Origin of the sequence: Ramlibacter tataouinensis, from assembly GCF_001580455.1 — a bacterium.
Lineage (GTDB): Bacteria > Pseudomonadota > Gammaproteobacteria > Burkholderiales > Burkholderiaceae_C > Ramlibacter > Ramlibacter tataouinensis_B.
Window position 1 is genome coordinate 891,021 of the sequence record NZ_CP010951.1, and the last position, 24,013, is coordinate 915,033.

Consider the following 24,013-nt stretch of genomic DNA (forward strand, 5'->3'; position numbering starts at 1 on the left):
CGGCTGCCGCCGGGCTCTCAGCGGATGATGAACTCCGACCGGCGCGGCGCGCCCTCGGGTTCCAGGCCCATGGTCGCGCTGACCAGGGGTTCGGTGGCGCGCGGCGACAGCGCCTCGTGGATGCGGTGGGCCACGTACCAGCTCGCGCGCAGGCGCGACTCGCGCGTATGCGAGCCGATCCGCGGCGTCAGGAACAGGTTCTGCAGCTCGTGCAGGGGCGTGCCCCGGGACGCAAAACCGGCTTCGGCGCCATCGATCATGCAGGCTTCGATCCGGCCATCGGTGAGCGCGGCGGCCAGCGCCTGGCTGTCGAACAGGTGCGACCGGCTGGTGCCTACCCACAGCTGGCCGGGCTTGCAGTGCGCCAGCACCTTGTCGTTGATGAAGCCCTCGTAGCGCGAGGCGTACATCACCTGCACCGAGACCGCATCGGCCTGCGCCAGCATGTCCGGCAGGCTCATGGGCTGGATCTGCAGCCGCCGCCAGATGGGGGCGGTGTGATGCACGGCCGGGTCGTAGCCGATCAGCCGGGCGCCCAGCGGCTGCAGCATGAGCGCCAGCGTGTGGGCGGTCGGTGCCAGGCCGAAGATGCCCACGACGCTTCCGTTGAGCTCCCGGCCGAGCCGGATCTCGGCGTGCCGATCGCCGATGAGCGAGGAGCCGATGCCCCGCCGCATCAGCAGCAACAGTGCTGCCAGCAGGTACTCCGCGTTGGAGCGGACGTTGGCGGTGGTGGCCTGGATCACGCGGACATTGCGCCCGCGGCAGGCTTCCAGGTCGGTGTTGTCCGTCCCCACGTGCATGCGGGCGATGGCCTTGAGCCTGGGCGCGAAGTCCAGGAACTCGCGGGTCACCTGGACCTTGCGTGGCAGCACCACGGCCTCCGCCTTGTACACAACCTTGCGGATCGCGGTCAGGTCAGCAGCCAGCTCCGGCCGGCAGTCGACGGCATGCCGCTCGTCCAGCCAGGCAAGCGCCTCAGGCACCAGGCGCTCGAGAAGTAAGATGTTCACCCGCGATTCGTCCTTGTCTTACAACAACCGCTGAACTCCAGCCGGATACTCTGGCCTTCCCCTCTGTTTTCGGTCAGGTGCACTTTAGCTGTATTCGTAACACAGGTCCATGTACAAATTTACACAGATTCGCAAGGCGGTCTTTCCCGTAGCAGGCCTCGGTACGCGGTTTTTGCCGGCGACCAAGGCACAGCCGAAGGAAATGCTGCCGATCGTGGACAAGCCACTGATCCAATACGCCGTGGAGGAGGCCTACGCCGCAGGCATCCGCCACATGATTTTCGTAACAGGTCGCAACAAACGTGCCATCGAAGATCATTTCGACACGGCCTACGAGCTGGAGAACGAACTCACCGCCAACCACAAGCTCGACCTGCTGAGCCTGGTGCGCTCGGTGCCCGAGGACATGGACTGCTCGTACGTGCGCCAGCCGCGATCGCTGGGGCTCGGGCACGCCGTGCTTTGCGCCGCGCCCCTCGTGGGCAACGAGCCGTTTGCGGTGCTCCTGGCCGACGACTTGATGATTGGCGACAACGGCGGCCCCGGGGTACTGACACAAATGGTCGAAGTCTTCCGGGAAAAACCGACATCTTTGTTAGCAGTCCAGGAAGTCCCCCGGGAGCACGTCAAGCGCTATGGCATCGTGGCCGGGCAGCCGGCGGGCGAGCGACTCATCAAGGTCGACCGCATGGTCGAAAAGCCGTCGCCCGAGGATGCGCCCTCGCGCATGGGTGTGGCCGGCCGCTACATCCTCACGCCGGCGGTGTTCGACGAGATCCGGAAGAACCCGCGCGGCGCCGGCGGCGAGATCCAGCTGACCGACGGCATTGCGAAGTTGATGGGGACGGAAGGCGTGCACGCCTACCAGTACCGGGGCAAGCGCTACGACTGTGGCAGCAAGCACGGCTTCCTGGAGGCCAGCGTCGAATTCGCCTTGAAGCACCCGGAGGTGCAGGCCGGATTCCGCGAATACCTCCAGGGCCTGTGCCGCACCGAACTGCTGTAGGCGGCAGGCCGGCTCAGCGCCGCCGCAGCACGTGGATGAACTCGGCGCCCACGGTCTGCTGATCGACCAGCTCGTTGCCGGTCTGCTTGGCGAAGGCCTGGAAGTCGCGCACCGAGCCGGCGTCGGTGGCCACCACCTTCAGCAGCTGGCCCGATTGCATGTCGGCCAGCGCCTTCTTGGCCTTCAGGATAGGTAGCGGGCAATTGAGCCCGCGGGTGTCGATTTCCTTGTCGATGTTCATCTCAGCGACGTTTCCATGAACCTGGGTTCGTAGCCGCGGCTGCGCAACCAGTCGGCCAAAGCATATCCCGTCCCGGCCGGCCAGCAGAGCACGTCGTCGTATTCGAAGAGCTTGTACTCGGCAAGTTCGGGCGACAGCTTCACCTCGCCATGCGCGACCGCGTGGTAGGCGATGATGACCTGGTTCATCCGGGTGAACTCGTAGGCGCCGATCAGGTTCAGCTCGCTGGTTTCCAGGCTGGTTTCTTCCCTGATCTCGCGCGCGATCCCGTCCTGCGGGCTTTCGCCCGCCTCCATGAAGCCGGTGATCAGGGCGAAGCGGCGGCCGGGCCAAGCGGCGTTGCGGGCAAGCAGGATGCGGTCCTGGTACTGGATCACCGCCGCCAGCACCGGCGTCGGGTTGTTCCAGTGCGTCCAGGCGCAAGCGGCGCAACGCAGGCGAACCTTCTCGCCGCCGTCTTCCAGTTGCGCGATCGGCTGCAGCGGCGCCGCGCACTGGGGGCAAAAGCGGAAAGCTTGTTGCATCACGCGGGAAAGACACCGGTGGACAGGTAGCGGTCGCCGCGGTCGCAGACAACGAACACGATGGTCGCATCGTGCGCGTCGTGCGCGATTTGCTGGGCGACCCAGCAGGCGCCAGCCGCCGAGATGCCGCCGAAGATGCCTTCCTCGCGCGCCAGCCGGCGGCACATCTCCTCGGCATCATCCTGCGACACGTAGACCAGCTCGTCCACGGTGCTCGGGTCGTAGATCTTGGGCAGGTATTCCTGCGGCCACTTGCGGATGCCGGGAATCCGCGAGCCCTCGCTCGGCTGCGCGCCGATGATGCGGATGGCCGGATTCTTCTCCTTGAGATAGCGCGACACGCCGGTGATCGTGCCGGTGGTGCCCATGGCGCTCACGAAGTGCGTGATGCGGCCCTTGGTCTGGTCCCACAGCTCCGGCCCCGTGGTTTCGTAGTGGACCCGCGGGTTGTCGGCGTTGCCGAACTGGTCCAGCACCCGGCCCTTGCCTTCGCGCTGCATGTTTTCCGCCAGGTCGCGCGCGTATTCCATGCCGCCGCTCTTGGGCGTAAGCAGCAGTTCGGCGCCGAAGGCCTTCATGGTCTGCGCGCGCTCGACGGACAGGTCTTCCGGCATGATCAGCAGCATGCGGTAGCCCTTGATCGCGGCGGCCATCGCCAGCGCGATGCCGGTGTTGCCGGAGGTGGCCTCGATCAGCGTGTCGCCCGGCTTGATCTCGCCGCGTTTCTCGGCCCCGCGGATCATCGCCAGCGCCGGCCGGTCCTTCACCGAACCCGCCGGGTTGTTGCCCTCGAGTTTGCCCAGAACGATGTTGCCGCGCTCACGGTTGGCGGCCGCGCCAATGCGCTGCAAGGCCACCAGCGGCGTCTTGCCGACGGCGTCTTCGATGCTGGGATAGGACGGAGGATTCATGCACATCACTGTGCCATAATTTCCGGCTCCTCACCCTTGCCCGCCGGAGTGGTGAAATTGGTAGACGCAGGGGACTCAAAATCCCCCGGGGTAAAACCCGTGCCGGTTCGATTCCGGCCTCCGGCACCAGCGTGCCTTCGACCGGCCTCGAACCGGCAGGGCCCGAAACGAAAGCGCACCACGTGCGCTGGATTCCGGCCTCCGGCACCAGCGTGCCTTCGACCGGCCTCGAACCGGCAGGGCCCGAAATGAAAGCGCACCACGTGCGCTGGATTCCGGCCTCCGACACCAGCCAGGCGTCAGCCTCGCTGCATCCCCATCAAGTCCTTGCAACGGGCCCTGTCCGAATCGCGTTGCGCGCCGCGCCGTCTCGCGTGTCAACGGCAAGGGGCCGAGCGCAATCCTTCGCCGACCGTGGGAAATCTCAGCCGCACGCGCAGTTCGCGCTTGAGCCGGCTGTTGTCCAGGCGGCGCGATTCATTCATGAAACTGAGCACCGACAGCGGCAGTTCGTCGGCTGCGGCCACCCGCGACACACGCCGCGGCCGGGGCAAGCCGTACACGTCGGCGGCCAGGTCGTAGTAGTCCCCGAGCTTCAGTTGCGTGTCATCGCAGATGTTGTAGATGCGTTGGGGCGCGCCGCGCCACAGCGCGGCGAGCAGCGCGCGCGCCAGGTCGTCGGCATGGATGTGGCTCGTATATACGTCGTCCGCGGCCTCGAGCACCGGATGGGCGCGAAGCAGCCGTTCGCGCGGCCCGCCCGGGCGATCCGCCGCGTAGATCCCGGGCACCCGCAGCAGCGACACGCGCGCGGCGCGACGCCCGAAATGGCGCATCAGCCTTTCGGCATCAAGCCGGCGCTGCGCCCGGGGCGTGCGTGGCTGCAGCGGCCGGAACTCCTGCACGCGCTCGCCACCGCAGTCGCCGTAGACACCGCTGGTGGATGCATACACGCAACTCGCCGGGCGGCCGCGCCGCGCGATGACCCGCATCAGCGACAGCGTGCGCCAATCCAGCCACCAGGCGCCGGAATGCTCGGTGGCCGGAGGCGCCAGGTGCACCAAGCGTGTCGCCAGTCCCGCCAGCCGCGCGAGCGAGCGCGGCTCATCGAGGTTCCCGATGAGTGGTGTGATGCCGGCTGCGCGCAACTCGGCGACGCGCGAGGGCGAAGAGCTCAGCGCCCGCAGCGTCACACGGCCGCCAAGCTCGCGTGCCACCCGCATGCCCACGTCGCCGCACCCGACGATCAGCACGCGCTCACGGCGAAAGCGCGACGGCAGTGCGCCGTAGGGACTTTGGATTGAGGGCAAAATCAGGCGTAGACAACAAAGGTTCGAGGATACCCAAACATGGCGAACGCTTCTCACCAGGCGGCCGGGACCTTCCAGGTGTCGGTGCAGCCTAGCGGCCGATCGTTCAGCGTCGACGCTGGGGAGGCGATCCTCCCGGCCGCGATCCGGCAAGGCATCGGCATGCCTTACGGCTGCAAGGACGGCGCCTGCGGCTCCTGCAAGTGCAAGATGCTGGACGGCACCGTGGTCCACGGCACCCACCAGACCAAGGCGCTCAACGCCGAAGAGGAAGCCGCCGGCTACATCCTCACCTGCTGCGCCGTTCCCCAGACCGATGTGGTGATCGAGTCGCGCCAGGTCACCGACGAAAGCGGATTCCCGGTGCGCAAGATGCCCTCGCGGGTGATGTCACTCGAGAAGCGGTCGCACGACGTGATGGTCGTCAGGCTGCAGCTGCCGGCCAACGACACCATGCGCTATCACGCGGGCCAGTACGTCGAGTTCATCCTGCGCGACGGCGCGCGCCGCAGCTACTCGATGGCCAACGCCCCTCACACCATGCTGCCGCGCGACGGCGTGCCGCCGACGCCGGCGATCGAGCTGCACGTGCGCCACATGCCCGGCGGCAAGTTCACCGACCATGTCTTCACCGCCATGAAGGAAAAGGAGATCCTGCGCGTCGAGGGTCCCTATGGCCACTTCTACCTGCGGGAGGACAGCGACAAGCCGATCGTCTTCCTGGCCTCGGGCACCGGCTTCGCGCCGATCAAGGCCGTCATCGAGCACATGAAGTTCAAGGACATCCGGCGCCCCTCCGTCCTGTACTGGGGCGGCCGCCGGCCGGCCGACCTGTATCTCGACGACTGGGTGCGGGAGCGCATGGTCGAGATGCCGCATCTCACCTACGTCCCGGTGATCTCGAACGCCCTGCCCGAGGACAACTGGACCGGCCGCACGGGCTTCGTGCACAAGGCGGTGATGGAGGACTTCCCCGATCTCTCGGGACACCAGGTCTACGCCTGCGGCGCCCCGATCGTGGTGGATTCGGCCCGCGCAGAGTATTCCGCGCAGGCCAAGCTGCCGCCCGACGAGTTCTACGCCGACGCCTTCACGACCGAAGCCGACAAGCACGGAGCTTAGCCCGTGCTTGCGTCGCAGGCGCGCAGCGACTGGACACAAGCCACCAGAGCGTGCTTGCGTCTAGGCGCGCAGCGACTGGACACAAGCACCAGAGCGTGCTTGCGTCGCAGGCGCGCAGCGAGTAGACACAAGCGATAGCGAAGCGGTGCCAGTGACGCTTGCGTCCCCGGCCCAGAACAATACCGAACCATGAAACGCAGACACCTTCTTCTTTCCGGCCTGGCGGCAAGCGCCACGCTCTCCGCACCTGCCGCCTGGGCGCAAGCCAAACCGATTCGCCTCATCGTCCCCTACGCAGCGGGCGGGCCGATCGATGTCACCGCAAGGCTGCTCGCGGAACGGGTGAAGGACACGCTCGGTACCGTGATCATCGAGAACCGGCCGGGCGGCGGCGGCAACATCGGCGCCGACGCGGTCGCCAAGGCCGCGCCCGATGGCTACACCATCGGCATTTCGGCGGTGGCCACGCACGCGATCAACCCCTGGCTGTTCGCGAAGATGCCTTACGACGCGGCCAAGGATTTCGCGCCCATCACGCAGATGGTGCGCGTGCCGAACGTGCTGGTCGTCAACGCCGAGACGGCTGCGCGCCTCAAGGTCAACACGGTGGCCGACCTGATCTCCTATGCCAAGGCCAATCCCGGCAAGCTCAACTACGGCAGCGGCGGCAATGGCAGCGCCGGGCACCTGGCCGGCGAGATGTTCAAGCAGGGCGCGGGCATCTTCGCCGTACACATTCCCTACAACGGCGGCAACCCGGCGCAGCTGGCGCTGCTGTCCGGCCAGGTCGATTTCAATTTCGACAACCTCGCCACCGCGGCACCCAACATCCGGGCCGGCAAGCTGAAGGCCTTGGCCGTGACCACCCTGGCCCGGTCCCCCGCGCTGCCCGAGGCGCCGCCGGTAGCCGACACGATCAAGGGGTTTGCCATCGACACCTGGTGGGGACTGGTGGCGCCCGCCGGCACGCCGCGCGAGGTGGTTTCCAGGCTCAATGCGGCCTTCGTGGCGGCGCTCCAGTCGCCCGAAGCGAGGACGCGCTTCGCCGCTTTGATGGCCGAACCCGTGTGGAACACGCCGGACGAATTCGGCAGCTTCATGAAAGCTGAGCTTGCCAAGTACGAGAAGGTGGTCAAACTCTCGGGAGCCAAGGTCGACTAGGGCTCACGTGTTGCTTTTCTGCCGTGCGGCTTTGTCCTACAGATGTGCGAGTTACCGCAGGCTTACAGTGACTCAACCACCTTGGTTTCAGGAGCATCGCATGGCTGCCGTCCGCCGCACTGCTTCGAGTCTCACCCTCGCTGTCTGCGCGAGCCTTGCGCCGGCCTATGCGCAGGATTCCGGCGGCTTCAAAGACCCGTATTCACTGCGAACGGCGACCCAGCGCAGTTACCTCGGCCTGAACATGGGCCGCAGCTACTACGAGAGCTCGTGCAGCAGCACGGCGCTGGTGTGCGATCAGGGCAATCCGACGGCGCGCCTGTATGCGGGCACGACCTTCGGGCGGACCTGGGGCGCGGAGTTCGGTTATGTCGATCTCGGGCGGGTGCTTCGCCCCACCGGCGAATCGCGCGCTGAGGGCTTGAACCTCAGCCTGGTTGGCCGCACCCGCCTGGCGAGCTCGTGGAGCCTGTTCGGGCGCGTGGGCACCACCTACGGCCGCACCGACACCACGGCCATGGCCGCTTCGAGCACGCCCGGCGGCAGCGAGCAGGGATTCGGGATGTCGATGGGCGGCGGCGTCAGCTACGACTTCACGCCAAGGCTGTCGGGCACCCTCGAATGGGAAACACACGACCTGCGCTTCGCGGGCGGGACCCGCGACCCGGTGCGCTCCACCAACCTGGGGCTGCAATACCGCTACTGAGTTCCATCCCGGCGGACCGGGCCGGGCTCACTCGCCCAGGTAGGCTGCGCGCACCTTCGGGTCGCTGAGCATCGCCTTGGCGTCGCCGCTCATGGTGATGACGCCCGACTCCATCACGTAGCCGCGGTCGGCGATCTCCAGCGCGCGGCTGGCGTTTTGTTCGACCAGCAGGATGGTCACGCCCTGCGCATAGACCTCGCGGACCACTTCGAAGATCTTGTCCACCATGATGGGCGACAGGCCCATCGAGGGCTCGTCCAGCAGCAACACCTTCGGCCGGCTCATGAGCGCGCGGCCCATCGCCAGCATCTGCTGCTCGCCGCCGGACAGCGTTCCCGCGAGCTGGTCCTTGCGCTCCTTCAGCCGCGGGAAGATCGCGAAGATCTTCTCCATGTCGGTGGCGATGCCGTCCTTGTCGCTGCGGATGTGCGCGCCCATCTGCAGGTTCTCGGTGATGGTCATGCGGGCGAACACGCCCCGGCCTTCCGGCACCATGGCCAGCCCCTGCTTGACCAGGTCCCAGGCGCCACGACCCCTGATGCTGTGCCCCAGGTACTCGATGTCGCCTTCGTTCATCGGCAGGCCGCCGGTGATCGCCTTCATGGTCGTAGTCTTGCCGGCGCCGTTTGAACCGATGAGCGACACCAGTTCACCCTCGCGGACCTCGAAGTCCACGCCCTTGACCGCCTGGATGCCGCCGTAGGCGACCTTCAGGCCCTTCACTTTCAACAGCGTCTGGCTCATTGGATTACCTCCGCCCTGCGGGCTGCGGTGCGATGAGCCTTCGGAGCGGCCGTGCGGATCATTGCGCTTCTCCGCTCGCGGCGACCGCCGCCTTCGTCGCGGCGGTGCCGTGGCCGTGCCCGAGGTAGGCCTCGATCACTTTCTCGTTGTGCTGCACTTCCGCCGGCGTGCCCTCGGCAATCTGCTTGCCGTAGTCGAGCACGGTCACGCGGTTGCACAAGCCCATCACCAGCTTCACATCGTGCTCGATCAGCAGGATGGTGCGGTTGTCGCGGCGGATCCGGTCGATCAGCTCGCGCAGCTGCACCTTCTCGGTGGCGTTCATGCCGGCGGCCGGTTCGTCCAGTGCGATCAGCTGCGGGTCGGTCGCCAGCGCCCGCGCGATCTCCAGCCGGCGCTGGTCGCCGTAAGAGAGCGTGCGCGCCCGGTAGTCGGCGTACTTGCCGATGCCCACATAGTCCAGCAACTCGCGCGCGCGGTTGGCGATCGCCCGCTCCTCCGCCTTGAAGCTTCCGGTGCGGAAGATGGCGCCTATCAGGCCCGACTGGGTGCGGATATGCCGGCCCACCATCACGTTCTCGATGGCGGTCATCTCGGAAAACAGCCGGATGTTCTGGAACGTGCGGGCGATGCCTGCGCGCGCCACTTCGTGCACCGCCGTAGGCGAATAGGGCTTGCCGCCCAGCTCGAAGGTGCCGCTGTCCGGCGCGTACAGCCCGGTGATCACGTTGAAGAAGGTGGTCTTGCCCGCCCCGTTGGGCCCGATCAGGCCATAGATCTGGCCGCGCTCGATGGTGATGCCGACATCCGAGAGCGCCTGCAGGCCGCCGAAGCGCTTGGAGATGCCCGCGACGCGAAGAACGATTTCTGCCATGTGCCCGCCCCTCACTTGCCGCCGTTCTGGCGCAGCGACTTGCCGTGCTCCGGCGTGGGCCACAGGCCCCGCGGCCGCATCAGCATGACCACGATCATCGCCAGCGCGATGAGCATCTGGCGCAGGATGGACGCGTCCAGCCGGCCGCCGGTCATCGCCTGCAGGTCGAAATAGCCCGACACCCAGCGCAGCACCTCGGGCAGCGACGCCAGCAGCACCGCGCCCAGGATCACGCCCGGGAGGTGCCCGATGCCGCCCAGCACCACCATCGCCACGATCATCACCGACTCGTTCAGGCTGAAGGACTCTGGCGAGACAAAGCCCTGGAAGGCGGCGAACATGGCCCCGGAAACCCCGCCGAAGGTGGCGCCCATGCCGAAAGCCAGCAGCTTCATGTTGCGGGTATTGATGCCCATGGCCTTGGCTGCGATTTCATCCTCGCGGATCGCCATCCAGGCCCGGCCGATGCGCGACAGCTCCAGCCGGTGGCAGATCACCACGCTCAGCACCACCAGGATCAGGAACAGGTAGTAGTAGAAGGTGACCGCGTTGATCGAGTAGTCCCCGATGTCCAGCCGCTTGCCCAGGTTGAGGCCGAAGATTCTGATCGAGTCGATCTGTCCCATGCCCTTGGGGCCGTTGGTGATGTTCACCGGGTGGTCCAGGTTGTTCAGGAACACGCGGATGATCTCGCCGAACCCCAGCGTCACGATGGCCAGGTAGTCGCCGCGCAGCTTCAGCGTCGGCGCGCCCAGCAGGATGCCGAAAAATCCGGCCAACGCAGCGCCCAGCGGAACGACCAGCCAGATCGAGGTGTGCAGCCCGTTCGGGAACGTCTGCTGGAACCACTGGAAGGTATCCGACAGGTGGGGCGAGGCCATCAGGGCGTACATGTACGCGCCGATCGCGAAGAAAGCCACGTAGCCCAGGTCCAGCAGGCCCGCGTAGCCGACCACGATGTTCAGGCCCAGCGCGAGCAGCACATAGAGCAGCGCGATGTCGGCGATGCGGACCCAGAAATTGCCGGCCGCCTGCAGCAGCAGCGGCAGGATCGCCAGTGCCAGCGCCGCCAGCACGTAGACCACGTACTTGTTTTGCCGTTCGATGAAGCCGTTCATGTGCGCCTCCTCAAGCCCGGTCAGCGACACGCTCGCCCAGCAGACCCGATGGCCTGAGCGTGAGGATGATGATCAGCACGATGAAGGCGAAGATGTCCGAGTAGTGGCTGCCCAGCACGCCGCCGGTCAGCGCGCCGATGTAGCCGGAGCCGAACGACTCGATCAGGCCCAGGAGGATGCCTCCCACCACCGCGCCTGCGAGGTTGCCGATGCCGCCGAACACTGCGGCCGTGAAGGCCTTGAGTCCGGGCAGGAACCCCATCGTGTGCTGCACCGAGCCGTAGTTCGAGGCGTACATCACGCCGGCGATGGTGGCCAGCACCGCGCCGATCACGAAGGTAGCTGAAATCACGGTGTCGGGTTTGACGCCCATCAAGGCCGCCACCCGCGGGTTTTCGGCCGTTGCCCGCATCGCGCGTCCGAGCTTGGTGTAGTTCACCAGGTACATCAGCACTGCCAGCGAAACTGCCGTCAGCCCCAGGATCATGATCTGCGTCGAGGTGATCACCGCCCCCCCGATCAGGATCGGCGCCGGCGGCAGCAGCGTCGGATAAGGCTTGTAGTTCGGCTTGAAGATGATCATCGCCAGCGTCTGCAGCAGGATCGACATGCCGATGGCCGTGATCAGCGGTGCAAGCTTGGGGCTGTTGCGAAGCGGCCGGTAGGCGATCTTTTCGATCGCGAAGTTCAGGGCCGACGCCACCACGCAGGAAATCACCAGCGAGACGACCAGCATCAGCCACCCGGGCATCCCGGGCATCGCTTCCTGCATGCCCACGATGATCGCCCAACTGGTGAGCGCCCCTACCATCAACACTTCGCCGTGCGCGAAGTTGATCAGGTTGATGATCCCGTACACCATGGTGTAGCCGAGGGCCACCAGGGCGTACATGCTGCCCAGCACCAGCCCATTGATCAACTGCTGCAGCAAGATATCCATAAACGTCTCCGTTGCTTCTCCGGGCCAATGGCGGCACGCGTTTTGGGCACACCGCTATTAGCAAAAAACCCGCCTTCGTGTTCGTGGGCGGGTTGATGGGCATTGTAGCCAAGCGCCTTGCGCCCCGGAGTTCGGGTTTGCCGGGTTTACCCTCAAGGCCGGAGCTGGTTCAAGGATGCATTCAGCGGCCCGCCTTGTCGTTGCGTTTGCGCAGTTCTCGCAGCTTTTCGGAGATGCGGATTTCCAGGCCGCGGTCCACCGGCCGATAGAACCCGGGAGGCGCCATGCCATCGGGCAGGTAGTTCTCGCCTGCGGCGAAGCCACCTTCCTCGTCATGGGCGTAGCGGTAGCCTTTCCCAAATTCGAGGTCCTTCATCAACTGCGTCGGCGCATTGCGCAGGTGCAGGGGCACCGGCCGCGTGCCGTCACGCTGCACCAAGGCCTTCGCTTCGTTGAACGCGGCGTACACCGCGTTGGACTTGGGTGCCACTGCAAGATAGATCACGCATTGCGCCAGCGCAAGTTCGCCCTCGGGCGACCCCAGGCGCTCGTACACCTCGGCGGCGTCCAGCGCCAGGCGCAGCGCCCGCGGGTCGGCCAGCCCGATGTCCTCGGCCGCCATCCGGATGAGGCGGCGGGCGATGTAGCGGGGGTCGGCGCCGCCATCGAGCATGCGCATGAACCAGTAGAGCGAGGCGTCGGGGTCCGATCCCCGCACCGATTTGTGCAGCGCGCTGATCGTGTCGTAGAACTGCTCGCCGCCCTTGTCGTAGCGGCGCAGCCTCTCTCCCAGGACCTTGAGCAGCCAGCCGTCGGTGATCTCGGCGATCTGCTCCTTCTGCGCCGCCACCATCAGCGTTTCCAGCGTGTTCAGCAGGCGCCGGGCGTCGCCGTCGGCGTAGGCCACCAGACGGTCGAGCGCGGCCTGCTCCATCGGCGGCACCGCGGCGATCGCCTGCGCCTTGCCGGCGATCTGCCTCAGGTCATCCTCGCTCAGCGGTTGCAGCACGTACACGGCTGAGCGCGACAGCAGCGCCGAATTCACCTCGAACGACGGGTTCTCGGTGGTGGCGCCGATGAAGGTGAACAGCCCGGACTCCACGTGCGGCAGGAAGGCATCCTGCTGGCTCTTGTTGAAGCGGTGCACTTCGTCGACGAAGACAATAGTGCGCCTGCCGCCGGCGCCGGCCGCGGCTTCCAGCGCCGTGCCCTGGGCGAGCTGCGCCTGCTCCACGGCCTCGCGGATGTCCTTGACGCCCCCAAGCACCGCGCTGATCTGGATGAACTGGGCGTCGAAGGCGTCGGCCATCAGCCGGGCGATGGTGGTCTTGCCGGTGCCGGGCGGGCCCCAAAGGATGCAGCTGTGCGGCTGCCCCGACTCGAAGGCGATGCGCAGCGGCATGCCTTCACCCAACAGGTGCTGCTGGCCGGTCACTTCGCCCAGGTTGCGCGGGCGCAGGCGTTCGGCCAGGGGTTGCAGGGCGGGGGCGACGGGTGGAGGCGGCACGGGACGGTCCGGATGTGGGGGCAGTTTATAGTCCCGCCACAATGGATGCTGCTTCGCTCTGGTCGTCCCTCTCAGCGCTGCTGGGCGCCGCCGTAGGTGGCGGCATCAGCTACCTGCTCAACCGGCAGCAGTTCGCCAACCAGTTGCGCCTGACGCGCGAGCAGCACCGCACCGAGTTCATGGCCGAGGAAACCGCCCGGGCATTCCTCAGCCACAAGGGCTTCACCGACCGCTCGTTCGAGACCTTGCGCAGGCACCTGGGCGGCTTCGAGGAGGACGAGCTGCGCAAGATCCTGGTGCGGGCCGGCGCGATGCGCATCTACCGGGACGACGGCAGCGAGTGGTGGCGGCTGGTGTCGCGCATGGACGAATACATCGAGCGCAAGGACCTGCAGAAGATCGTGCGCGAGATCTGAGGCCGGGCCACCCCGTTTGCGCGCCGCCGCTACTGCCGGAGCACCTGCGCGCCCTGCGGCGGCTTGAAGCGGAACTGGTCGGCGGCGACCGGCACGTTCAGCTCCATCTTCGAGAAAGTCAGCACCGAGCGCTGCCCGAAGCTGTCCAGGATCTCCAGCGCAGCCACTTCCTCGCCGCGAAAGCCCAGGCGGATGCTGTGCAGCTGCCCGTCCTTGGCCAGCGGCGTGGCCAGGACCCACTGCAGGCCGTCCTTCTCGCCCGCGGCTTCCAGCTTGAAGTCCTTGCGCAGCTGACCCACGTCGGCGGCCGAGGCAATCAGCGCCGCCGGGGTGGAGCCGAGCACCGCGCTTTGCTGCCGCGCCGTGACCTGGTTGAGGTCGGCGTCGTAGAGCCATAGCGTCTGGCCGTCGGCGACGATGGTCTGCGGGAAGGGCTTGCGGTAGTCGAAGCGAAAACGGTTCGGGCGCGCAAACTCGAAGGTGCCCGAGGACGTCTTGCTGCGCGAGGCCTGCCCCTCTCGGCCGGGCGAGGTGACGACCTGGGTGAAGTCGGCCCGGCCGCTCTTGGCGGACCGGATGAACTGCTCCAGGCTGTCCAGGCCATCGGCCCGCGCCATCAGGGCGCCGGCGAACAGCAGCGATGCAATGACGAGCTTTCTCATGGCTCCATTGTCTCGCGCCCCGGCCAGGCGCGAGGGTCAGCCGGCGCCTGGACTCATTCCGCCCGGCTGGGCACCAGGATCTCGCGCTGCCCGCTGCCGCTCATGGCGCTCACCAGCCCGGCCTTTTCCATGTCTTCCACCAGGCGGGCCGCGCGGTTGTAGCCGATCTTCAGGTGGCGCTGCACCAGCGAGATGCTGGCCTTGCGGTTCTTCAGCACGATCTCCACCGCCTGGTCGTACATCGGATCCTTCTCGCCGCTGGCGCCGCCCTCGCCGTCCAGCAGGTCGCCCTCATCGTCCACCGTGCCGCCTTCGAGCACGCCTTCGATGTAGTTCGGCTCGCCGCCCTGCGCCTTGAGGTAGCCGACGACCCGGTGCACTTCATCGTCGCTGACGAAGGCGCCGTGCACGCGGATCGGGAAGCCGGTGCCGCTGGGCATGTAGAGCATGTCCCCCATCCCGAGCAGCGCTTCGGCGCCCATCTGGTCGAGGATGGTGCGGCTGTCGATCTTGCTGGAGACCTGGAAGGCGATGCGCGTGGGGATGTTTGCCTTGATCAGGCCGGTGATCACGTCCACGCTGGGCCGCTGCGTCGCCAGGATCAGGTGGATGCCGGCGGCGCGCGCCTTCTGGGCCAGGCGGGCGATCAGTTCCTCGATCTTCTTGCCCACCACCATCATCAGGTCGGCCAGTTCGTCGATCACCACCACAATGTGCGGCAGCCGCTCCAGCGGCTCGGGGCTGTCGGGCGTCAGGCTGAAGGGGTTGTAGATGAACTGTTCCTTGGCCTTGGCCTCGTCGATCTTGACGTTGTAGCCGGCCAGGTTGCGAACGCCCAGCTTGCTCATCAGCTTGTAGCGCCGCTCCATTTCGCCCACGCACCAGTTCAGCCCGTGCGCGGCTTGGCGCATGTCGGTGACCACCGGCGCCAGCAAATGCGGGATGCCCTCGTAGACCGACATCTCCAGCATCTTCGGGTCGATCATGAGCAGGCGCACGTCGCGCGCCTCGGCCTTGTACAACAGCGACAGCACCATGGCGTTGATGCCCACCGACTTGCCCGAGCCGGTGGTGCCCGCCACCAGCACGTGCGGCATCTTGGCCAGGTCGGCGACCACCGGATTGCCGATGATGTCCTTGCCCAGGCCCATCGTCAGCATGGACTTGGCCTCGTTGTAGACCTGCGAGCCCAGGATCTCGGACAGCCGGATCGACTGCCGCTTGGCGTTGGGCAGTTCCAGCGCCATGTAGTTCTTGCCCGGAATCGTTTCAATCACGCGGATCGACACCAGGCTCAGCGAGCGCGCCAGGTCCTTCGCCAGGTTGACGATCTGCGAGCCCTTGACGCCGGTGGCCGGCTCGATCTCGTAGCGCGTAATCACCGGTCCGGGCTGCGCCAGCACCACGCGCACCTCCACGCCGAAGTCCTTGAGCTTCTTCTCGATCAGGCGGCTGGTCATCTCCAGCGTCTCGGGCGCCACGGTTTCCTGCCGGGCCTGCGCGCCATCGAGCAGGTCCACCTGCGGCAGCTTGGAATCGGGCAGTTCGGTGAACAGCGGCTTCTGCCGTTCCTTGGCGACACGCTCGCTGCGCGGCACCGCCACGACCACCGGCTCGATCAGCACGGGCTCCGGATGGTGCTCGGCGATCTCGACCCGCTCGACTTCCACCACTTCTTCGCGCTGGCGCGCTGCTGCCTGGCCGAAGGCGATGTCTTCGGCCAGCTCGCGCCGCTCGCGGCGCGACTCGATGAAGGCATCGATGCGCGCGCCCAGGCGCTCGGCGGCCTGGCTCCAGGAGAACCGGAAGACCAGCGCGCAGCACAGCACCACCAGCGCCACGGCCACCAGGCCCGAGCCGGTGAACCCGAGCCACTTCACCGCCGCCGGGCCGACCAGGTAGCCGAGCGCGCCGCCCGCGTGGTCCGGCAGCTTGGGTTCCAGCCGGTACAGGCGCGACCACTCGAGCGCCGTGCTCGCGCACAGCAACGCGGCGAGCCCCAGCCAGAAAGCGACGCGGCTACGCGAGAAACGCGGCTCCGGCGCCTTCGCTTCGCCGCGCATCCAGCGCGCCAGCGTCGACATCCAGGCGCGCACGGCGGCAGCGAAGCACCACCACGCGGAAAACCCGAGCAGGAAATAACTGGCGTCGGCCAGCCAGGCGCCCAGGCGCCCGCCCCAGTTGCGCACCGGGCCGCCGGCCCCCGAGGTGGAGAAGGCCGCGTCGAACGGCGAATAGGAGACCAGCGCGAGCAGCCAGTAGATGATGGCGACCAGCGAGGCGACGAGCGCGAATTCGTGCGCGAAACGGCCGGCACCGGAGCGCTGCGGCGGCGCGCCCGCGCCAGCGCCGGAGAGTGTGTGAAGCGAGTACGTCATGCGGTGGCTGATGTAGCCACCAGCTTACCGCAGAGCCTTATCCCAACGTGGTCAGGCGATCCTTGATCAACATCGAGCCGTCCTCGCGTGTCTCGATGAAGCCACGGTCCTCGAGGTCCTTCATCACCCGGCTGACCATCTCGCGCGAGGCGCCCACCATCTTGGCGATGTCCTGGCGGGAAATGCGCTCGCGGATGGTCGGTTGGCCGTCCTTGTCCGGCACTGCGAATTCGAGCAGCGCCCGCGCGACCCGGCCATACACGTCCATCAGCGCCAGCGATTCGATCTTGCGGTCGGCCTGGCGCAGGCGCTGCACCAGCCCCTTCATGATGGCGTAGGCCATCGAGCTGTTCTCCGGCAGACAGCGGGCGAACTCGGCCCGCCCCAGCGCCAGCATGTCGGTCTGCACTTCGGCGCGCACCGTGGCCGAGTGCGGCTCGTTGTCGATCAGGCTCATCTCGCCGATATAGTCGCCCGGGCTCAGGGTCGCCAGGATCACCTCGCGGCCACGCTTGTCGGAGGTGACCACGCGCACGCGGCCGGTGAGGATGATGAACAGGGTGTTGGACTTCTCGCCCTGTTCCACCACGATCTCGCCCCGCTTGAAACGGCGCTTGCTCACCGCGTCCGCAACGGCCTCCGCCTGGTTGGCTGTCAGCAACGCGAACAGCGGCACCCGGCGAATGAGTTCCAGATTGGACAGCATCGACATGTTTCTTCCCTATCCCTTTCAGCGCGGCCGGTGATGGCTTCTTACAATCGGCCCGATTGAAACAGGCAAGCGCCGCCCGCCTGTCGTGGGCTTGATACTTGCGGTGCAGCCCCGAAATGTACACCCAGCTGTGGTATTTACCACACGGATTTCTACCATGCCAAGCACGCAACACGCCAAAGTTCTGATCCTCGGATCCGGCCCTGCCGGTTACACCGCCGCGGTCTACGCCGCTCGCGCCAACCTCAATCCGGTGCTGGTCACCGGTATCGCGCAAGGCGGGCAGCTCATGACCACGACCGACGTGGACAACTGGCCGGCGGACGTGAACGGCGTGCAGGGCCCCGAGTTGATGCAGCGCTTTCTGGAACATGCCGAGCGCTTCAAGACCCAGATCGTGTTCGATCACATCAACGAAGTGGACTTCAGCCGCCGGCCTTTCACCCTGAAGGGCGATAGCGGCGAGTACACCTGCGACTCCCTGATCATCGCCACCGGCGCCTCGGCCAAGTACCTCGGCCTGCCCTCGGAGCAGGCTTTCATGGGCAAGGGCGTGTCGGGCTGCGCTACCTGCGATGGCTTCTTCTACCGCGGCCAGACCACCTGCGTGATCGGCGGCGGCAACACCGCCGTCGAAGAGGCCCTGTACCTGTCGAACATCGCCTCCAAGGTGTACCTCGTGCACCGCCGCGACAAGTTCCGGGCCGAGCCGATCCTGGTCGACAAGCTGATGGACAAGGTCAAGGAAGGCAAGATCGAATTGAAGCTCTTCCAGGCCCTGGACGAAGTGCTGGGCGACCAGACCGGCGTCACCGGCGTGCGGCTCAAGGACGTGAACTCGGGCCAGACCGAGGAATTGAAGCTCCAGGGCTGCTTCATCGCCATCGGCCACCAGCCGAACACCGATATCTTCAAGGGCCAGCTGGAAATGAAGGACGGCTACATCATCACCCGCTCCGGTCTGTCCGGCATGGCCACCATGACCAGCGTGCCGGGCGTGTTCGCCGCCGGCGACGTGCAGGACCATGTATACCGGCAGGCGATCACCAGCGCCGGCACCGGCTGCATGGCCGCCCTGGACGCCCAGCGCTTCCTCGAACAGCAGGGGTAGGCAAGGCTTGCTATAATGCCGGGTTCGGGCTACCGCCACCCTATCTGGCGAGGTGAGGCAGGTGCGAGGGAAGCGCTTTCAAGCGCCGACCGCCAGTACCGGCCGTTATTTGAAAAAGCGAGAGTGCTTCATGGCACGCGTATGTGACGTCACGGGCAAAGGCCCGATGGTCGGGAACAACGTTTCCCACGCCAACAACAAGACCAAGCGCCGGTTCATGCCGAACCTGCAATACCGCCGTTTCTGGGTCGAGAGCGAGAACCGCTGGGTGCGCCTGCGCGTCTCGAGCGCCGCGCTGCGCCTGATCGACAAGAACGGCATCGACAGCGTGCTGGCGGACCTGCGGGCCCGCGGCCAGGCTTAACAACAACTTTGGGGACAGACCTTTAGCTCTGTCCCCGACTGAAAGGAAAGACCATGGCAAGCAAAGGCGGCCGCGAAAAGATCAAGCTGGAGTCCACCGCGGGCACCGGCCACTTCTACACGACGAGCAAGAACAAGAAGACCATGCCCGAGAAGATGTCGATCATGAAGTTCGACCCGAAGGCGCGCAAGCACGTCGAGTACAAGGAAACCAAGCTGAAGTAATCGCTGCCCCGCGGCGATTCATCAAAGGCCCCGCATCGCGGGGCCTTTTGCTTTTGCGCGCCGGCTTACTGGGTCAGCACCCATTTCACCATGGTCTTGATGTCTTCGTCCTTGACCTGGGCGTTAGGGGGCATCGGTACCTGGCCCCACACCCCGGAGCCACCCTTCTTGACCTTCTCGACCAGCTTGGCCTCGGCTGTCTTGTCCCCCTTGTACTTGGCCGCCACCTCCTTGAACGACGGCCCGACCACCTTCTTGTCGACCGCATGGCAGGCCACGCAGCCGTTCTTCTTCATCAAATCCTCGCCCGAGTCCGCCGCATGAGCGACGGCCGTCCAGGCCAGTGCCGCGCCTGTCAGCGCCGGGATCAGCAATTGCTTCACTGCACATCTCCTTTCTGATGAAAGACCGGAAAAGCCAGACGAGCCCTGGCCGCCACTACGCCGCCCCCGGAAAACCCCGGGTCGCCAGCACCCGTCCGTCCTTGAGGACGAACAGCGCGTCGGCGCGCGGCCATGCCTGGATCAACTGCGAGCCCTTCACGAGACCGAGCACGAAGACGGCGGTCGACAGGGCGTCGGCGTCCACCGCCGCCGGCGCCACCACCGTCACGCTGGAGAACGCCAGCGGCGACCGCCCCGTGCCCGGGTCGAAGATGTGGTGGCTCGACAGGTCCGGGGTGAAGGCCGTCGCATAGTCACCCGAGGTCGCCATGCAGCGGCCATCGAGCCTGGCCGTCGAGACGTAGTCGTCCGAGCGGCGCGGGTGCCGGATGCCGGCCGTCCAGTCCTGGCCCGTTTCGTTGTGCCCGCAGGCGCCCAGCTCGCCCGCGTTGACCAGGGCATGACGAACGCCGTGCGCGCGCAAGGCCGCCAGCGCGCGGTCGGCGGCGAATCCCTGCGCGATGCCGTTCAGCGTCACCGCCTGGCCTTCGCCGTGCAGCCGCAGGCGGGACGAAGTGAGCTCGAGGCGCCGGAAATCTACCCGCGAGCGCACCGCCTGGATCGCGGCGTCGTCCGGCAGGCGGCCCTGGTCGTTCGCCTCGGCGTACAGGCGCCACAGCGGCTGCACCGTCACGTCGAACGCCCCGGCCGTCCGCCGCGCCAGCTGCTGCGCGCGCTCGAGCACCGACACGAGGTGCGGGTGGGGATGCTGCACGACGCCGGTGCGATTGAGCTGGCTCAGTTCGCTGTCCGGACGGTAGAGGCTCATCAGCTCATCGACCAACGCCACTTCGGCGAATGCGGCATCGAGCGCGCGCAAGGCCGCCGTGCGCGACTCATGCAGCGCGACCATGGTCACCTCCGTGCCCATGGCGCGCCAGGTGCGCCGTACGGTCCGCAGGCCCAGATCGGTGGCCTCGGCCCAGCAGCCTTGCAGCAGCGCCAAGGCGGCCGTTCCGCTCAAGGCGCTGCTCGCGAAGAGAACCTGCCGTCGTGTCGTCATGCCATCACATGCGTTGATCCCGCACCACGCCGCCGTCGAGCGCGACCATGTCGGGCGTGATTTCCTGGAAGCGCAACACCTTGCCGCCGTACTGTTTGACGAACTGCTGCGCGTCCTCTTCGCGGCCGAAGGTGGCCACGGTTGGCCCCATCGATCCATTCCGGCGGCTGCCGAGCACGTAGAGCGCTCCCTTGGCGTCGATCCAGTGACCGCTGGGTTGATTCCAGTCGGCCTTGCCCATGTCCTGCACGAACACCCCGGTGACGCGCCTGCGCTGTTCCGGGCGCAGCACCATGGCCAGCACCTCCTTGGTGTCGCAGTAGAAGTCGGGCGCGCCCTGGTCATAGTGGATCTGGCCCTTCGGCCCGGGGTGCTCGGCGAGCAGCATGCCGTCGAGGGCGCACACGGTCTCCTTCGTGATCTCCTGGGGCTTCGCCTGTTCGACCCGGCTCGAACACGCCGCAACGGTCGCGAGCAGCACGATGCCCGTCCACCGGAAAAGCGCCATGCCGGCCACGCGCCTCTTCACCTGAACCTCCAGATCGCGAATGCCAGCGGCGCCGCGATCCACAGGGCCATCGCGGCCCCGAGGATCCAGACGTTCGCCAGCACGGCCGGGAATACCGTGGCCAGGCCGTAGAGCTGCCTCACGTCCTCGAGCCAGAAGACATTCAGGATCCGGAAGATATCCGCCGGATTCAGCATCAGCAGCAGCGGAAAAAAGCCGAGATCGTATTTGCCTTCGGTGACCACCAGGAAGCCGAGCAGCAGCAGGTCGTAGACCAGCACGAAGAAGAACCACAGCCCGATCGCCACACCGCTGGCGCGCATCCTGTTGCCTGCCAGCACCGAGACCAGCATGGCCAGGCTGAGAAACGACAGGCCCAGCAGCAGCGCGCTGACCATGAACACCGCGTAGTGGAGCAAGGCGGCCAGGCCGATCTGGTAGGACAGCAGCACGCCCGCCAGGCCGAACCCGGCCAGCGTGGAGAAAGCGAGGGCTGCGGCCAGACCGGAGAACTTGCCGATCACCAACTCCAGCCGGGTGATCGGCATCGTCAGCAGCAGTTCCAACGAACCCTTGTCGCGTTCGCCGACGATGGCGTCGTACCCGAGCAGCAGCGCGATCAAGGGCACCAGGTAGATCACGAGGCTGACCAGGCCGGCAATGGTGACGTCGATGCCGCGAAAGCCGACCGAACCCTGCTGCGCCGCGCCCAGGTAGGCGATGGCCAGGGCAAAGGCGGTGAACAGCACGGCGACCGCCAGGACCCAGCGGTTGCGGATCCGGTCGCGGAACTCCTTTTCGGCGATGACACCGACCTGGCGCCATTGAACGCGCGCTGCGGTCATGACGCGAACTCCGCGTTGCCGAGAAACAGATCCTCGAGCGAGGGCTCGCTGATGTGGATGTCGACCAGGTGGTCGCCCAGCGCGGACAGCGAGGCGAGCAGCCTCAGCTTGTCGCTGCGCAGGCACTGCAGGTGGGCGGTCGAGCCGTTGACGCGAATGATCTGGCCGCCCTCGGGCAGGATGCGCCGCAGCTCGGGTTCGGCGCCATTGCGCAGCTCCACCTCGATCCGCAGCGGCAGCGCGGACCGCTCGCGCAGATTGCGCACAGTGCCCAGCGACGCGATCTTTCCCTGCTTCATCAGCGCCAGCCGGCTCACCCGCTGCTGGATCTCGGCCATCTGGTGGGAGCTCAGGATCGTGGTCACCCCGTCTTCGCTCAGGCTGCGAAGCACCTCGTAGAAGTCCCGGATGCCCTGCGGGTCCAGCCCGTTGGTGGGCTCGTCGAGAAAGAGCAGTTGCGGCTTGCCAAGCAGGGCCTGGGCGAATGCCAGGCGCTGCCGCATCCCCTTGGAATAGGCGCTCACCTTCACCAGCCCGGCATCGGCCAAGCCGACTTGCCCGAGCAGCGCCGGACAGGTTTGCGGATCGATCGCCTTCAGCCCGGCGAAGAACTCCAGGGTCTCGAGCCCCGTGAGGTTCTCGTACAGCGAGATGTTCTCGGGCAGGTAACCGATCCTGCGGCGCACCTGGCGGAACGCTTCGCCGCGCACCGGCTCGCCGCAGACGCGAACCTCCCCGGAGGTCGGCGCCAGCAGCCCCAGCATCAGCTTGAACAAGGTGGTCTTGCCGGCGCCGTTGTGCCCGATCAGTCCGAACACCTCGCCCTGCGCGACCGACAGGTCCACGTCCTCGACGGCGCGAACCTCGCCGAAACGCATGCCGGCCTGCCGCAGTTCAATGACGCTGTTCATCGAAGGACAGGTTCCAGTCGTCGTGGAACGGCCGCATCCGCGGATGCTTGTCGACCACGCTCGGGCTGCGCAGCATCGGGAACTGCCGGGCGAGCAGGCGCAGGCTGTGCACCGCCGGGCTGTTCAGCAGCAGCTTCACCAGCGGGTGCTTCCAGGTCAGCCGGTCGACCAGGTCGTTGGCCTCGTAAGGCACGTCGCCCACCCCGTCGCCCGCGGTGTCCCAGCCGCGGTAGTTGCTCCAGTAGTTGCCGGTCTGCCTGCCCCACTCCTCGTCCCGCGTGGCGACGAAGCGCACCTGCTCCTGGTTGTTGATGAAGTCGTTGCCTTCGACCTGATTGTGGATGGAGCCGGCCCACAGGTGCACCCCGACGCGATTGGCGGCGACCAGGTTTCCCTTCAGGACGTTGTATTCGGCGTCGTAGACGAACAGGCCGCGATTGTTGCCGCTGACGACGTTGTTCTCGACGACCGAATCCTGGATGCTGCGCAGCATGATGCCGTGGTCGGTGTTGCCCCAGGCCCGGTTGCCGCGCACGACCTGGTTGCGCACCTGCATCAGCGCGATCCCGCCGCGATTGAGGTAGGAGACGTTGTCCTCCCACACGTTGTCGTTCGAATTCATGTAGTGCGCCCCATAGCGCGAGTGGTGCAGCCGGTTGTCGCGGAACACCGCATGGTGCGAAATGTCGACGTAGATGCCGTCGCGCGTAAAGCTGATGTTGTTGCCGATCACCTGGGCGCCGGTGGTGTTGTAGAGCTGGATGCCGTTGCCGCGCTGCGCCGACGACAGGTCCCGCTTGCCGGTGATCACGTTGCCGGCGAGCTGCACGTCCTTCACGCCGTTCAGCCAGATGCCGAACAGGTTGTAGACCAGGTGGTTGCCCCGCACGATGAGGCGATCCGCGCCCGGCTCGACGTAGATGCCGGCGTTCTGCTCGCCCAGGTCGGCGCCGCTGTCGCGCACGATGAAGCCTTCAATCCTCACATCGGCGGCCCGCACGCGAATCACGTCGCCCTCGCCCTGCGCGCTCAGCGTCGGCCGGTCCACGCCCACCAGCGCGAGGGGTTTGTCGATCAACAGGCGCTCTTCGTAATGGCCGCGTTCGACCTGGATCACATCGCCGGCTTGCGCTGCGCGGATGGCCGCCGCGATCGACTCGCCCGGGCTGACGCTGTGGCGGGCCGCGTGCGACAGCCCGGCCAGGGTGGCCGCAAGCAGGAGGAGACCGGCGCGCAGGAACGCACCGGCCAGCGTCGTC

The 24,013-nt window shown here is 66.6% G+C and carries 27 protein-coding genes and 1 tRNA gene; 9 read left to right on the forward strand and 19 right to left on the reverse strand.

Features of this window, described 5'->3' with window-relative positions; all coding sequences use genetic code 11:
• Nucleotides 1-17: 17 nt before the first annotated feature.
• Complete coding sequence (locus UC35_RS04360; protein WP_061496554.1) at nucleotides 18-1,013, reverse strand: NAD(P)-dependent oxidoreductase; 996 nt, start codon at nucleotides 1,011-1,013, stop codon at nucleotides 18-20.
• A gap of 109 nt (nucleotides 1,014-1,122) precedes the next feature.
• On the opposite strand from UC35_RS04360, the gene galU reads away from it, so the two are divergent.
• Nucleotides 1,123-2,019, forward strand: coding sequence for a UTP--glucose-1-phosphate uridylyltransferase GalU (gene galU / locus UC35_RS04365; RefSeq protein WP_061496556.1), 897 nt, complete (start codon nucleotides 1,123-1,125; stop codon nucleotides 2,017-2,019).
• A 13-nt stretch (nucleotides 2,020-2,032) separates the two neighbouring features.
• Here the strand turns inward: galU and UC35_RS04370 are convergent, their stop codons facing one another.
• Genes UC35_RS04370 through cysM form a run of 3 tightly spaced genes read right to left on the reverse strand, consistent with a single transcriptional unit; the run spans nucleotide 2,033 to nucleotide 3,695 of the window.
• Nucleotides 2,033-2,260 carry a sulfurtransferase TusA family protein gene (locus UC35_RS04370; protein ID WP_061496558.1) on the reverse strand — a complete coding sequence of 76 codons (228 nt, stop codon included), beginning with the start codon at nucleotides 2,258-2,260 and terminating at the stop codon, nucleotides 2,033-2,035.
• Nucleotides 2,257-2,784, reverse strand: coding sequence for an NUDIX domain-containing protein (locus tag UC35_RS04375; protein WP_061496560.1), 528 nt, complete (start codon nucleotides 2,782-2,784; stop codon nucleotides 2,257-2,259). The genes UC35_RS04370 and UC35_RS04375 overlap by 4 nt, the downstream gene beginning before the upstream one ends.
• Nucleotides 2,784-3,695 (reverse strand): cysteine synthase CysM, encoded by a 912-nt coding sequence (cysM, locus tag UC35_RS04380; RefSeq protein WP_145979327.1) that lies wholly within the window; start codon nucleotides 3,693-3,695, stop codon nucleotides 2,784-2,786. Before cysM ends, UC35_RS04375 begins: the two co-directional genes overlap by 1 nt.
• Nucleotides 3,696-3,737: 42 nt before the next feature.
• On the opposite strand from cysM, the gene UC35_RS04385 reads away from it, so the two are divergent.
• A tRNA-Leu gene (locus UC35_RS04385) sits at nucleotides 3,738-3,824 on the forward strand.
• A gap of 248 nt (nucleotides 3,825-4,072) precedes the next feature.
• Here UC35_RS04385 and UC35_RS04390 read toward each other — a convergent pair.
• The gene (locus tag UC35_RS04390; protein ID WP_061496563.1) at nucleotides 4,073-5,005 is read right to left on the reverse strand and encodes an NAD-dependent epimerase/dehydratase family protein; all 933 of its coding nucleotides are present in this window, start codon (nucleotides 5,003-5,005) and stop codon (nucleotides 4,073-4,075) included.
• Nucleotides 5,006-5,044: 39 nt separating this feature from the next.
• On the opposite strand from UC35_RS04390, the gene UC35_RS04395 reads away from it, so the two are divergent.
• The 3 genes from UC35_RS04395 (at nucleotide 5,045) to UC35_RS04405 (ending at nucleotide 7,994) form a co-directional block, all read left to right on the forward strand.
• A complete protein-coding gene (locus UC35_RS04395; protein WP_061496566.1) occupies nucleotides 5,045-6,127 on the forward strand; it encodes a CDP-6-deoxy-delta-3,4-glucoseen reductase in 1,083 nt (360 codons plus the stop codon).
• A 189-nt stretch (nucleotides 6,128-6,316) separates the two neighbouring features.
• On the forward strand, nucleotides 6,317-7,288 hold the full coding sequence (locus tag UC35_RS04400; RefSeq protein ID WP_061496569.1) for a Bug family tripartite tricarboxylate transporter substrate binding protein: 972 nt from the start codon (nucleotides 6,317-6,319) through the stop codon (nucleotides 7,286-7,288).
• 100 nt (nucleotides 7,289-7,388) lie between these two features.
• On the forward strand, nucleotides 7,389-7,994 hold the full coding sequence (locus UC35_RS04405) for an outer membrane beta-barrel protein (RefSeq protein ID WP_061496571.1): 606 nt from the start codon (nucleotides 7,389-7,391) through the stop codon (nucleotides 7,992-7,994).
• 27 nt (nucleotides 7,995-8,021) lie between these two features.
• On the opposite strand, the gene UC35_RS04410 is transcribed toward UC35_RS04405, so the two are convergent.
• The 5 genes from UC35_RS04410 to UC35_RS04430 all read right to left on the reverse strand — a co-directional run bounded on the left by UC35_RS04410 (nucleotide 8,022) and on the right by UC35_RS04430 (nucleotide 13,177).
• Nucleotides 8,022-8,738: an ABC transporter ATP-binding protein gene (locus tag UC35_RS04410; protein WP_061496573.1), complete on the reverse strand. Its 717-nt coding sequence runs from the start codon at nucleotides 8,736-8,738 to the stop codon at nucleotides 8,022-8,024.
• A 58-nt stretch (nucleotides 8,739-8,796) separates the two neighbouring features.
• On the reverse strand, nucleotides 8,797-9,612 hold the full coding sequence (locus tag UC35_RS04415) for an ABC transporter ATP-binding protein (RefSeq protein WP_061496575.1): 816 nt from the start codon (nucleotides 9,610-9,612) through the stop codon (nucleotides 8,797-8,799).
• An 11-nt stretch (nucleotides 9,613-9,623) separates the two neighbouring features.
• On the reverse strand, nucleotides 9,624-10,730 hold the full coding sequence (locus tag UC35_RS04420; protein ID WP_061503672.1) for a branched-chain amino acid ABC transporter permease: 1,107 nt from the start codon (nucleotides 10,728-10,730) through the stop codon (nucleotides 9,624-9,626).
• Between the two features lie 10 nt (nucleotides 10,731-10,740).
• A complete protein-coding gene (locus UC35_RS04425) occupies nucleotides 10,741-11,670 on the reverse strand; it encodes a branched-chain amino acid ABC transporter permease (protein WP_061496577.1) in 930 nt (309 codons plus the stop codon).
• 181 nt (nucleotides 11,671-11,851) lie between these two features.
• Complete coding sequence (locus UC35_RS04430) at nucleotides 11,852-13,177, reverse strand: replication-associated recombination protein A (RefSeq protein ID WP_061496579.1); 1,326 nt, start codon at nucleotides 13,175-13,177, stop codon at nucleotides 11,852-11,854.
• Between the two features lie 41 nt (nucleotides 13,178-13,218).
• On the opposite strand from UC35_RS04430, the gene UC35_RS04435 reads away from it, so the two are divergent.
• Complete coding sequence (locus tag UC35_RS04435) at nucleotides 13,219-13,593, forward strand: hypothetical protein (protein ID WP_061496580.1); 375 nt, start codon at nucleotides 13,219-13,221, stop codon at nucleotides 13,591-13,593.
• A gap of 29 nt (nucleotides 13,594-13,622) precedes the next feature.
• Here the strand turns inward: UC35_RS04435 and lolA are convergent, their stop codons facing one another.
• Genes lolA through UC35_RS04450 form a run of 3 tightly spaced genes read right to left on the reverse strand, consistent with a single transcriptional unit; the run spans nucleotide 13,623 to nucleotide 17,345 of the window.
• Nucleotides 13,623-14,255, reverse strand: a complete 633-nt coding sequence (lolA, locus tag UC35_RS04440) for an outer membrane lipoprotein chaperone LolA (RefSeq protein ID WP_061496582.1) — start codon at nucleotides 14,253-14,255, stop codon at nucleotides 13,623-13,625.
• Nucleotides 14,256-14,308: 53 nt separating this feature from the next.
• Entirely contained in the window at nucleotides 14,309-16,633 is a 2,325-nt protein-coding gene (locus tag UC35_RS04445) for a DNA translocase FtsK (RefSeq protein ID WP_061496584.1), read from the reverse strand.
• A 37-nt stretch (nucleotides 16,634-16,670) separates the two neighbouring features.
• Nucleotides 16,671-17,345 (reverse strand): Crp/Fnr family transcriptional regulator, encoded by a 675-nt coding sequence (locus tag UC35_RS04450; RefSeq protein ID WP_061496585.1) that lies wholly within the window; start codon nucleotides 17,343-17,345, stop codon nucleotides 16,671-16,673.
• A 157-nt stretch (nucleotides 17,346-17,502) separates the two neighbouring features.
• Here UC35_RS04450 and trxB point away from each other — a divergent pair, with 157 nt between their 5' ends.
• From trxB to rpmG, 3 genes are all read left to right on the forward strand, one after another.
• The gene (gene trxB, locus UC35_RS04455; protein WP_061496587.1) at nucleotides 17,503-18,456 is read left to right on the forward strand and encodes a thioredoxin-disulfide reductase; all 954 of its coding nucleotides are present in this window, start codon (nucleotides 17,503-17,505) and stop codon (nucleotides 18,454-18,456) included.
• 130 nt (nucleotides 18,457-18,586) lie between these two features.
• Entirely contained in the window at nucleotides 18,587-18,820 is a 234-nt protein-coding gene (rpmB, locus tag UC35_RS04460; protein ID WP_013902510.1) for a 50S ribosomal protein L28, read from the forward strand.
• A 53-nt stretch (nucleotides 18,821-18,873) separates the two neighbouring features.
• Nucleotides 18,874-19,044: a 50S ribosomal protein L33 gene (gene rpmG, locus UC35_RS04465; protein WP_055899695.1), complete on the forward strand. Its 171-nt coding sequence runs from the start codon at nucleotides 18,874-18,876 to the stop codon at nucleotides 19,042-19,044.
• Nucleotides 19,045-19,109: 65 nt separating this feature from the next.
• Here rpmG and UC35_RS04470 read toward each other — a convergent pair whose 3' ends face one another.
• From UC35_RS04470 to UC35_RS04495, 6 genes are read right to left on the reverse strand one after another with little or no spacing between them, the layout of a single operon-like run.
• Nucleotides 19,110-19,427 (reverse strand): c-type cytochrome, encoded by a 318-nt coding sequence (locus tag UC35_RS04470; protein WP_061496589.1) that lies wholly within the window; start codon nucleotides 19,425-19,427, stop codon nucleotides 19,110-19,112.
• 55 nt (nucleotides 19,428-19,482) lie between these two features.
• Nucleotides 19,483-20,490 (reverse strand): FAD:protein FMN transferase, encoded by a 1,008-nt coding sequence (locus tag UC35_RS04475; RefSeq protein WP_145979328.1) that lies wholly within the window; start codon nucleotides 20,488-20,490, stop codon nucleotides 19,483-19,485.
• 4 nt (nucleotides 20,491-20,494) lie between these two features.
• Nucleotides 20,495-21,019, reverse strand: a complete 525-nt coding sequence (locus tag UC35_RS04480; RefSeq protein ID WP_227820445.1) for a nitrous oxide reductase accessory protein NosL — start codon at nucleotides 21,017-21,019, stop codon at nucleotides 20,495-20,497.
• A complete protein-coding gene (locus tag UC35_RS04485; protein WP_061496591.1) occupies nucleotides 21,016-21,843 on the reverse strand; it encodes an ABC transporter permease subunit in 828 nt (275 codons plus the stop codon). Before UC35_RS04485 ends, UC35_RS04480 begins: the two co-directional genes overlap by 4 nt.
• On the reverse strand, nucleotides 21,840-22,754 hold the full coding sequence (locus UC35_RS04490; RefSeq protein WP_061496593.1) for an ABC transporter ATP-binding protein: 915 nt from the start codon (nucleotides 22,752-22,754) through the stop codon (nucleotides 21,840-21,842). Before UC35_RS04490 ends, UC35_RS04485 begins: the two co-directional genes overlap by 4 nt.
• The gene (locus UC35_RS04495) at nucleotides 22,738-24,006 is read right to left on the reverse strand and encodes a nitrous oxide reductase family maturation protein NosD (protein WP_415752700.1); all 1,269 of its coding nucleotides are present in this window, start codon (nucleotides 24,004-24,006) and stop codon (nucleotides 22,738-22,740) included. The genes UC35_RS04490 and UC35_RS04495 overlap by 17 nt, the downstream gene beginning before the upstream one ends.
• Between the last annotated feature and the right edge of the window lie 7 nt (nucleotides 24,007-24,013).

Bases quoted from the DNA above. Each gene is read 5' to 3' on its own strand.
- galU (WP_061496556.1), top strand. From the start codon at position 1,123: ATGTACAAATTTACACAGATTCGCAAGGCGGTCTTTCCCGTAGCAGGC.
- UC35_RS04370 (WP_061496558.1), bottom strand. From the start codon at position 2,260: ATGAACATCGACAAGGAAATCGACACCCGCGGGCTCAATTGCCCGCTA.
- UC35_RS04375 (WP_061496560.1), bottom strand. From the start codon at position 2,784: ATGCAACAAGCTTTCCGCTTTTGCCCCCAGTGCGCGGCGCCGCTGCAG.
- cysM (WP_145979327.1), bottom strand. From the start codon at position 3,695: ATGAATCCTCCGTCCTATCCCAGCATCGAAGACGCCGTCGGCAAGACG.
- UC35_RS04395 (WP_061496566.1), top strand. From the start codon at position 5,045: ATGGCGAACGCTTCTCACCAGGCGGCCGGGACCTTCCAGGTGTCGGTG.
- UC35_RS04400 (WP_061496569.1), top strand. From the start codon at position 6,317: ATGAAACGCAGACACCTTCTTCTTTCCGGCCTGGCGGCAAGCGCCACG.
- UC35_RS04405 (WP_061496571.1), top strand. From the start codon at position 7,389: ATGGCTGCCGTCCGCCGCACTGCTTCGAGTCTCACCCTCGCTGTCTGC.
- UC35_RS04410 (WP_061496573.1), bottom strand. From the start codon at position 8,738: ATGAGCCAGACGCTGTTGAAAGTGAAGGGCCTGAAGGTCGCCTACGGC.
- UC35_RS04415 (WP_061496575.1), bottom strand. From the start codon at position 9,612: ATGGCAGAAATCGTTCTTCGCGTCGCGGGCATCTCCAAGCGCTTCGGC.
- UC35_RS04420 (WP_061503672.1), bottom strand. From the start codon at position 10,730: ATGAACGGCTTCATCGAACGGCAAAACAAGTACGTGGTCTACGTGCTG.
- UC35_RS04425 (WP_061496577.1), bottom strand. From the start codon at position 11,670: ATGGATATCTTGCTGCAGCAGTTGATCAATGGGCTGGTGCTGGGCAGC.
- UC35_RS04435 (WP_061496580.1), top strand. From the start codon at position 13,219: ATGGATGCTGCTTCGCTCTGGTCGTCCCTCTCAGCGCTGCTGGGCGCC.
- lolA (WP_061496582.1), bottom strand. From the start codon at position 14,255: ATGAGAAAGCTCGTCATTGCATCGCTGCTGTTCGCCGGCGCCCTGATG.
- UC35_RS04445 (WP_061496584.1), bottom strand. From the start codon at position 16,633: ATGACGTACTCGCTTCACACACTCTCCGGCGCTGGCGCGGGCGCGCCG.
- UC35_RS04450 (WP_061496585.1), bottom strand. From the start codon at position 17,345: ATGTCGATGCTGTCCAATCTGGAACTCATTCGCCGGGTGCCGCTGTTC.
- trxB (WP_061496587.1), top strand. From the start codon at position 17,503: ATGCCAAGCACGCAACACGCCAAAGTTCTGATCCTCGGATCCGGCCCT.
- rpmB (WP_013902510.1), top strand. From the start codon at position 18,587: ATGGCACGCGTATGTGACGTCACGGGCAAAGGCCCGATGGTCGGGAAC.
- rpmG (WP_055899695.1), top strand. From the start codon at position 18,874: ATGGCAAGCAAAGGCGGCCGCGAAAAGATCAAGCTGGAGTCCACCGCG.
- UC35_RS04475 (WP_145979328.1), bottom strand. From the start codon at position 20,490: ATGACGACACGACGGCAGGTTCTCTTCGCGAGCAGCGCCTTGAGCGGA.
- UC35_RS04485 (WP_061496591.1), bottom strand. From the start codon at position 21,843: ATGACCGCAGCGCGCGTTCAATGGCGCCAGGTCGGTGTCATCGCCGAA.
- UC35_RS04490 (WP_061496593.1), bottom strand. From the start codon at position 22,754: ATGAACAGCGTCATTGAACTGCGGCAGGCCGGCATGCGTTTCGGCGAG.